Consider the following 6518-nt stretch of genomic DNA (forward strand, 5'->3'; position numbering starts at 1 on the left):
CCCCCCCCCCCCCCCCCCCCCCCCCCCCCCCCCCCCCCCCCCCCCCCCCCCCCCCCCCCCCCCCCGCTCCTACAGGTGCGGCGGGATTAGCTTACGAGGGTGGCGTCCAGGCTGATTTTTGCATTCAGCACCTTGGAGACCGGGCAACCTTCCTTGGCCTTTTTGCTCAGTTCATCGAACTGCGCCTGGCTCGCGCCGGGGATCTTGGCCTTCAGGATCAGGTGCACAGCGGTAATAGCAAAGCCGCCGTCCACCTGGTCCAGGGTCACTTCGGCCTGGGTGTCGATGCTATCAGCCTTGAGGCCGGCATCCCCCAGAATCATGGAAAAGGCCATGGAGAAGCAGCCGGCATGGGCTGCGCCGATCAATTCCTCAGGGTTGGTACCCTTGCCACCCTCGAAACGCGCCTTGAAGCCGTAGGGCGCTTCGCGCAATACGCCGGTTTCCGTAGAAATGGAACCCAGGCCCGTCTTCAGGTCACCTTCCCAATGCGCGGATGCTTTTTTCACGATACTCATAGCGGTCTCCTCGAACGGTGGTTTTGCGTCAGTAAGGGTTCTGAGGATAGACGCCCCGGCAAAGTTCATCTTGTCGGAGAAACCTAGCATTGCAGTAGGAATTTTCCCGGCGAGCTATTGAATCTCGGGTATATGCCCACATCTCCTTAACCATGCACATGAAGCGGCAGGTTTTGGTTCGTCTATAAGCCTGCGCACCTAATGGAGAAGCAGGCTTATGAAATCGCTGTCCGACGTGAAGTTCTCGACCCTCGACCTCGTGCCCGTGCGCGCCAACGGCAGCCCGGCGCAGTCGTTGCGCAATTCCCTGGACCTGGCCCAGCACGTGGAAAAGTTCGGCTACAACCGTTTCTGGGTGGCTGAGCACCACAACATGGACGGCATTGCCAGCTCGGCCACTTCGGTGTTGCTGGGTTACCTGGCGGGCGGTACCTCGACTATCCGCGTCGGCTCCGGTGGCGTGATGCTGCCCAACCACGCGCCGCTGGTGATTGCCGAGCAGTTCGGCACCCTTGAAAGCCTCTACCCCGGCCGTATCGACCTTGGCCTGGGCCGCGCCCCCGGCTCCGACCAGATGACCGCCCGCGCCCTGCGCCGGGAGCGTTCCGGCAGTGCCGACGATTTCCCCGAAGATGTCGCCGAACTGATGGCCTATCTGGGCCCACGCACGCCCGACCAGCGGGTGATCGCGGTTCCCGGCACCGGGACCAACGTCCCGGTGTGGCTGCTGGGTTCCAGCCTGTTCAGCGCGCAACTGGCAGGTGAACGCGGCTTGCCCTACGCCTTCGCCTCCCATTTCGCACCGCGCTTGATGCACGAGGCGATCCGCGTCTACCGCAACCACTTCAAGCCTTCAGCCGTGCTGGACAAGCCCTACGTGATGCTTGGCATTCCGCTGGTAGCCGCCGACACCGATGAGCAGGCCGATTACCTGGCGACTTCCGTGTATCAGCGCATTCTCGCCCTGATGCGCGGGCAGAGCCTGGTGCAGCGCCCACCGGTGAAAACCATGGACGGCCTGTGGCTACCCCACGAAAAAGACGCGGTGGGCAGCTTCCTGGGCCTGGCGATGGTGGGTAGCCCGGCGAAGATCCGCGCCAAGCTGGAAGTGCTGATCGAACAAACCGGCGCCGATGAGCTGATCTTTACCTGTGACCTGTACGAGCATGCCGACCGGATTCATTCCTACGAGCTGCTGGCGCAATTGATGAAGGGTTAAACCCTTCAGGCGAAAAAAAACCGACGCACTCGCGTCGGTTTTTTATGTCTGCAACACGGGGTTAACCGCGCTTGTAAGCAATTTCCTTGGTACCGGCTTCGCAGCTACCGACTACTTTGTAACCTTCGGCTGCAGCGCCTTTATCCACCACTTCCAGCGAGTAATGCTTGGCGCCCTTGGCGTCGATTTTCGCAGCAATTTCGCTTTTCAGCTCTTCACATGGCTTGCCCGCCGCCAGGGCTGTGCCCGCAATGCTCAACAAACCTACCGCTAACAGGAACTTCTTCATCCGTCACTTTCCTTGCGCTGATCGAAAAGAGCGTGCCGGCGCGCGTCGCGTCGGCACCCTAAGGTTGTAGCGCAGGTTATGGCAATCGGCCAGTCGGCAAAGTTCAACCGATGCCATCAACTACTGGCAATTCGGAACCCCACCTTGAGCGTGACCTGGAAGTGCGCGGCCTTGCCGTCCTTGATGTGACCACGGGTTTCAGTCACCTCGAACCACTCCAAGTGCTTGATGCTCTTGTTGGCCTCGGCCAGGGCATTGTTGATCGCGTCTTCGATGCTGGAGGTGGACGAGCCCACCAGTTCGACTTTCTTGTAGGTGTGATGATCACTCATGGCAGTTCTCCTAAGGGTCGTTAAGCAAGCGTAGCAGTCAATGTTCGTACTGCTTCTGGCGACCGTTCCTGCGTGAAAGTTCAGATTTACTGCACTTTCTGAAACCGCCGCAGTCGGTATCTACACCTGCCACTCAATCACTTCAGGAGAGTCCACATGGCCAACACTTCTTTACGCAAAGCGTCGCTGGAAAGCATGGAAGCCGAGATTTCGAGCCTGCTCAAATCGCTGGAAAGCCTCAAGGACGATGCATCCGACGAGTCGCGCAAAACCTTGAAGGCCCTGAAAAGCAATGCCGAGAATGCCCTCAAGCATTCCCGCCACCTGATCAGCGATGCCTACGAAGAAAGCAAAGTCAAAATCCGCGAAACCGGTGTCGCCACCCGGGACTACGCACAAGAGCACCCATGGACCACAGCCGGCGTCGCCGTCGGTGCGCTGGGCCTGCTCGCCGCTTACTTGCTGTGCAAACGCGGCGATTAAACCGGTTCGCGCAGTAGCTCAGCCTTGAGCCACTGCGCCAGCTGCCCGGCGCGCCCATCTGCGGCACGCTTGGGTAGCCACAACGCCAGGTGCGCCGGGGTTTCACTGAAGCCCCAAGGCGCCACCAGGCGGCCTGCCCGCAGGTCTTCTGCTACCAAGGGTTGCGGCGCAATCGCCACACCCAAGCCCGCCACCGCAGCCTCCAGCAAATAATACAAATGCTCAAAGCCCTGGCCGTGTTTCAACGCGTCGGGTTCGATGCCGTGCTGCGTTGCCCAACTGGGCCAGGCTTGCGGGCGTGAGGTGGTGTGCAGAAGCTTTTCACCACATAACGCTTGAGCGGGAGCATGCTTGAGTCGCTCGTAGCCGGCAAAACGCGGGCTCATCACTGGGCCGATACGTTCGCTCGCCAACTCGTACACCTGCATATCCGCTGGCCATGGCGGCTCGGCAAATACCAGTAGGGCATCGAGGCCTGGCCGTCTGGGGTCCAGATCACCGTCACCCGCCGACAGGTGCAGGCGCAGGTCCGGCAAATCCGCATTCAAGCGGCCCAGGCGCGGAATCAACCAGCGCGCCAGCAAGCTGCCGGAACAACCGAGTACGAAGGGTGCGTCGGCGCTGGCCTGGGTCAGTTCCGCACACACGTCTCTGAGCCGTTCAAACGCATCGGTCGTCGCATCACGTAGCCGCACGCCCGCATCTGTGAGTTTAAGGCCGCGACCGTCCTTGACGAACAAGCTGACGCCCAGCTGTTCTTCCAGCACTTTCAACTGCCGGCTGACAGCGCCGTGGGTCACGTGTAACTGTTCAGCGGCCTGGCTGACACTGTTCAGGCGTGCAGTGGCTTCAAACGCACGCAAGGCATTGAGGGGCGGGAGGTCTCGGCTCATCTGTGAGTTTTCCTGACAGGTTGCGGCGATCTTATCGGTTTTCAGCGTAGAACGTCAGGGGTAGAGTGGCCCTCATTGCTTCCCACACCCATTCTTTCCTGGAGCGTCCCATGACTCAGTCCCAGACCGATCTACGCAACGGCCCAGACGCCAACGGCCTGTTTGGCGCGTTCGGCGGCCGCTACGTCGCTGAAACCCTGATGCCGTTGATCCTCGACCTGGCCCGCGAATACGAAGCGGCCAAGGAAGATCCTGCATTCAAGGAAGAACTGGCCTACTTCCAGCGCGACTACGTGGGCCGTCCAAGCCCGCTGTATTTCGCTGAACGCCTGACGGAGTTCTGCGGCGGCGCCAAGATCTACCTCAAGCGCGAAGAGCTGAACCACACCGGCGCGCACAAGATCAACAACTGCATCGGCCAGATCCTGCTGGCGCGACGCATGGGCAAGAAACGCATCATCGCCGAGACCGGCGCCGGCATGCACGGCGTGGCCACTGCCACCGTGGCTGCGCGCTTCGGCCTGCAGTGCGTGATCTACATGGGCACCACCGACATCGAGCGCCAACAGGCCAACGTGTTCCGCATGAAGCTGCTGGGCGCCGAAGTGATCCCGGTGGTGGCCGGCACCGGCACCCTCAAAGACGCGATGAACGAAGCCCTGCGTGACTGGGTGACCAACGTCGACAGCACCTTCTACCTGATCGGCACCGTGGCCGGCCCACACCCTTACCCGGCGATGGTCCGCGACTTCCAGGCCGTGATCGGCAAGGAAACCCGCGACCAACTGCAAGCCCAGGAAGGCCGCCTGCCGGACAGCCTGGTGGCGTGCATCGGCGGCGGTTCCAACGCCATGGGCCTGTTCCACCCGTTCCTGGATGACACCAGCGTCGAAATCATCGGCGTTGAAGCAGCCGGCCATGGCATCGAGACCGGCAAGCACGCCGCCAGCCTCAACGGCGGTGTACCGGGCGTGTTGCACGGCAACCGCACCTTTCTGTTGCAGGACGACGATGGCCAGATCATCGACGCCCACTCGATCTCTGCCGGCCTGGATTACCCCGGCATCGGCCCGGAACACGCCTGGTTGCATGACATCGGTCGCGTCCAGTACACCTCGGTGACCGACGACGAAGCCCTCGACGCGTTCCACAAATGCTGCCGCCTGGAAGGGATTATTCCTGCACTGGAAAGCGCCCACGCCCTGGCCGAAGTGTTCAAACGCGCACCGACCTTGCCGAAAGATCACCTGATGGTGGTCAACCTGTCCGGCCGTGGCGACAAAGACATGCAGACCGTCATGCACCACATGGAAACCTCCCAGCAGGAGAAACACTGATGAGCCGCCTGCAAACCCGCTTCGCACAGCTTAAAGAACAGAACCGCGCCGCCCTGGTGACCTTCGTCACCGCTGGCGACCCGGGTTATGACACCTCGCTGGCGATCCTCAAAGGCCTGCCGGCCGCCGGTGCCGACGTGATCGAGCTGGGCATGCCCTTCACCGACCCGATGGCCGACGGCCCGGCGATCCAGCTGGCCAACATCCGCGCGCTGAACGCCAAGCAGAACCTGGTGAAAACCCTGCAGATGGTGCGTGAGTTCCGCAAGGACAATAACGACACGCCCCTGGTGCTGATGGGCTACTTCAACCCGATCCACAAGTACGGCGTGCCGCAGTTCATCGCCGACGCCAAAGAGGCCGGCGTTGACGGTCTGATCGTGGTCGATATGCCCCCTGAGCATAACGGCGAGCTGTGCGACCCGGCCCAGGCCGCAGGCATCGACTTTATCCGCCTGACCACGCCGACCACCGATGACGTGCGCCTGCCCACCGTGCTCAACGGCAGCTCCGGCTTTGTGTACTACGTGTCGGTGGCCGGTGTGACCGGTGCCGGCGCCGCGACCCTGGAACACGTCGAAGAGGCCGTGACCCGCCTGCGTCGGCATACCGACCTGCCGATCAGCATCGGTTTCGGTATTCGCACGCCGGAGCAAGCGGCGGCCATCGCGCGGCTGGCGGACGGTGTCGTGGTGGGTTCGGCATTGATCGACCACATCGCCACTGCGAAAAATGATCAGCAAGCGATTGATGGCGTATTGAGCTTGTGCGCGGCTCTGTCGGAAGGTGTCCGTAACGCCCGTAAGTAAACGCCATGTAGCAGTAGGTAAAGTTCCTGATACAGAGGAATCAAACTGAAAACTCAGTACCTAAACTGACAAGACCAAGGGATTTCGAACCTCGTTCGAAATCCCTTTTTTGTTCGTGCAGTACTGAGGAAAGCCCCCATGAAAATGCCTAAACGCTTGATCGCCGGTCTCGGCGTGCTGATGCTGGGTGCCACTGCCCTGGCACACGCGGCGCCCTACGATCAGGGCGGCCCCGACCGTGGTGGCCCGCAAGGCCAGCACGAGCAGCGCGGCGACGACCACCGCGGCCCGCCAGACAACCGCCGTGGCCCACCCCAGGATTTCGGCCCGGTACGCCAGATCATCCACGACAACCACGGCCAGTTCTCCCGTGGTGCACCGCCGCCGCCAAACGTGCGTCTGGTGCGTGGCCAGCCGCTGCCACGTGGCTACTACGGCGAACGCCTGGATAACCGAGCGCTGGGTCGCCTGCCGCAGTACCCAGGCTATGAATGGCGCCGTTCCGGGCCGGATGTGGTGCTGATCGCCGTGGGCACGGGGATCGTCTACGAGATCCTCGACGGCGTGCTCAACTGACCCACACCCAATGTAGGAGCCGGCTTGCCGGCGATGGCGCCCTCAAGACCGCTATCGCCGGC

Annotated in this window: 9 protein-coding genes; 5 read left to right on the forward strand and 4 right to left on the reverse strand. The window is 61.8% G+C overall.

Going from position 1 to position 6518, the window contains the following annotated elements; translation table 11 throughout:
• Positions 1-86 precede the first annotated feature (86 nt).
• Positions 87-518 (reverse strand): OsmC family protein, encoded by a 432-nt coding sequence (locus AC07OV_RS30400; protein ID WP_017253980.1) that lies wholly within the window; start codon positions 516-518, stop codon positions 87-89.
• Positions 519-735: 217 nt separating this feature from the next.
• Here AC07OV_RS30400 and AC07OV_RS30405 point away from each other — a divergent pair, with 217 nt between their 5' ends.
• On the forward strand, positions 736-1737 hold the full coding sequence (locus tag AC07OV_RS30405; RefSeq protein WP_021491416.1) for an LLM class flavin-dependent oxidoreductase: 1002 nt from the start codon (positions 736-738) through the stop codon (positions 1735-1737).
• A 61-nt stretch (positions 1738-1798) separates the two neighbouring features.
• Here AC07OV_RS30405 and AC07OV_RS30410 read toward each other — a convergent pair whose 3' ends face one another.
• Together AC07OV_RS30410 and AC07OV_RS30415 are read right to left on the reverse strand one after the other, a co-directional pair.
• Positions 1799-2026, reverse strand: a complete 228-nt coding sequence (locus AC07OV_RS30410; RefSeq protein ID WP_457404464.1) for a DUF1161 domain-containing protein — start codon at positions 2024-2026, stop codon at positions 1799-1801.
• Between the two features lie 116 nt (positions 2027-2142).
• Positions 2143-2358: a dodecin gene (locus AC07OV_RS30415; protein ID WP_007953919.1), complete on the reverse strand. Its 216-nt coding sequence runs from the start codon at positions 2356-2358 to the stop codon at positions 2143-2145.
• A 156-nt stretch (positions 2359-2514) separates the two neighbouring features.
• Between AC07OV_RS30415 and AC07OV_RS30420 the strand changes: the two genes are divergently transcribed.
• Positions 2515-2841: an ElaB/YgaM/YqjD family protein gene (locus AC07OV_RS30420; protein ID WP_003170746.1), complete on the forward strand. Its 327-nt coding sequence runs from the start codon at positions 2515-2517 to the stop codon at positions 2839-2841.
• Here AC07OV_RS30420 and AC07OV_RS30425 read toward each other — a convergent pair.
• Positions 2838-3734, reverse strand: coding sequence for a LysR family transcriptional regulator (locus AC07OV_RS30425; RefSeq protein ID WP_495093604.1), 897 nt, complete (start codon positions 3732-3734; stop codon positions 2838-2840). The two genes, AC07OV_RS30420 and AC07OV_RS30425, sit on opposite strands and share 4 nt — an antisense overlap.
• Positions 3735-3844: 110 nt before the next feature.
• Between AC07OV_RS30425 and trpB the strand changes: the two genes are divergently transcribed.
• From trpB to AC07OV_RS30440, 3 genes are all read left to right on the forward strand, one after another.
• Complete coding sequence (gene trpB / locus AC07OV_RS30430) at positions 3845-5071, forward strand: tryptophan synthase subunit beta (protein ID WP_016978751.1); 1227 nt, start codon at positions 3845-3847, stop codon at positions 5069-5071.
• Positions 5071-5880 carry a tryptophan synthase subunit alpha gene (gene trpA / locus AC07OV_RS30435; protein WP_495093605.1) on the forward strand — a complete coding sequence of 270 codons (810 nt, stop codon included), beginning with the start codon at positions 5071-5073 and terminating at the stop codon, positions 5878-5880. The genes trpB and trpA overlap by 1 nt, the downstream gene beginning before the upstream one ends.
• Before the next feature lie 138 nt (positions 5881-6018).
• Positions 6019-6456 carry an anti-virulence regulator CigR family protein gene (locus tag AC07OV_RS30440; RefSeq protein WP_176994605.1) on the forward strand — a complete coding sequence of 146 codons (438 nt, stop codon included), beginning with the start codon at positions 6019-6021 and terminating at the stop codon, positions 6454-6456.
• Positions 6457-6518: the final 62 nt, after the last annotated feature.

This window comes from Pseudomonas sp. GW821-FHT09A09 (genome assembly GCF_059418405.1).

Bases quoted from the DNA above. Each gene is read 5' to 3' on its own strand.
- AC07OV_RS30400 (WP_017253980.1), bottom strand. From the start codon at position 518: ATGAGTATCGTGAAAAAAGCATCCGCGCATTGGGAAGGTGACCTGAAG.
- AC07OV_RS30405 (WP_021491416.1), top strand. From the start codon at position 736: ATGAAATCGCTGTCCGACGTGAAGTTCTCGACCCTCGACCTCGTGCCC.
- AC07OV_RS30410 (WP_457404464.1), bottom strand. From the start codon at position 2,026: ATGAAGAAGTTCCTGTTAGCGGTAGGTTTGTTGAGCATTGCGGGCACA.
- AC07OV_RS30415 (WP_007953919.1), bottom strand. From the start codon at position 2,358: ATGAGTGATCATCACACCTACAAGAAAGTCGAACTGGTGGGCTCGTCC.
- AC07OV_RS30420 (WP_003170746.1), top strand. From the start codon at position 2,515: ATGGCCAACACTTCTTTACGCAAAGCGTCGCTGGAAAGCATGGAAGCC.
- AC07OV_RS30425 (WP_495093604.1), bottom strand. From the start codon at position 3,734: ATGAGCCGAGACCTCCCGCCCCTCAATGCCTTGCGTGCGTTTGAAGCC.
- trpB (WP_016978751.1), top strand. From the start codon at position 3,845: ATGACTCAGTCCCAGACCGATCTACGCAACGGCCCAGACGCCAACGGC.
- trpA (WP_495093605.1), top strand. From the start codon at position 5,071: ATGAGCCGCCTGCAAACCCGCTTCGCACAGCTTAAAGAACAGAACCGC.
- AC07OV_RS30440 (WP_176994605.1), top strand. From the start codon at position 6,019: ATGAAAATGCCTAAACGCTTGATCGCCGGTCTCGGCGTGCTGATGCTG.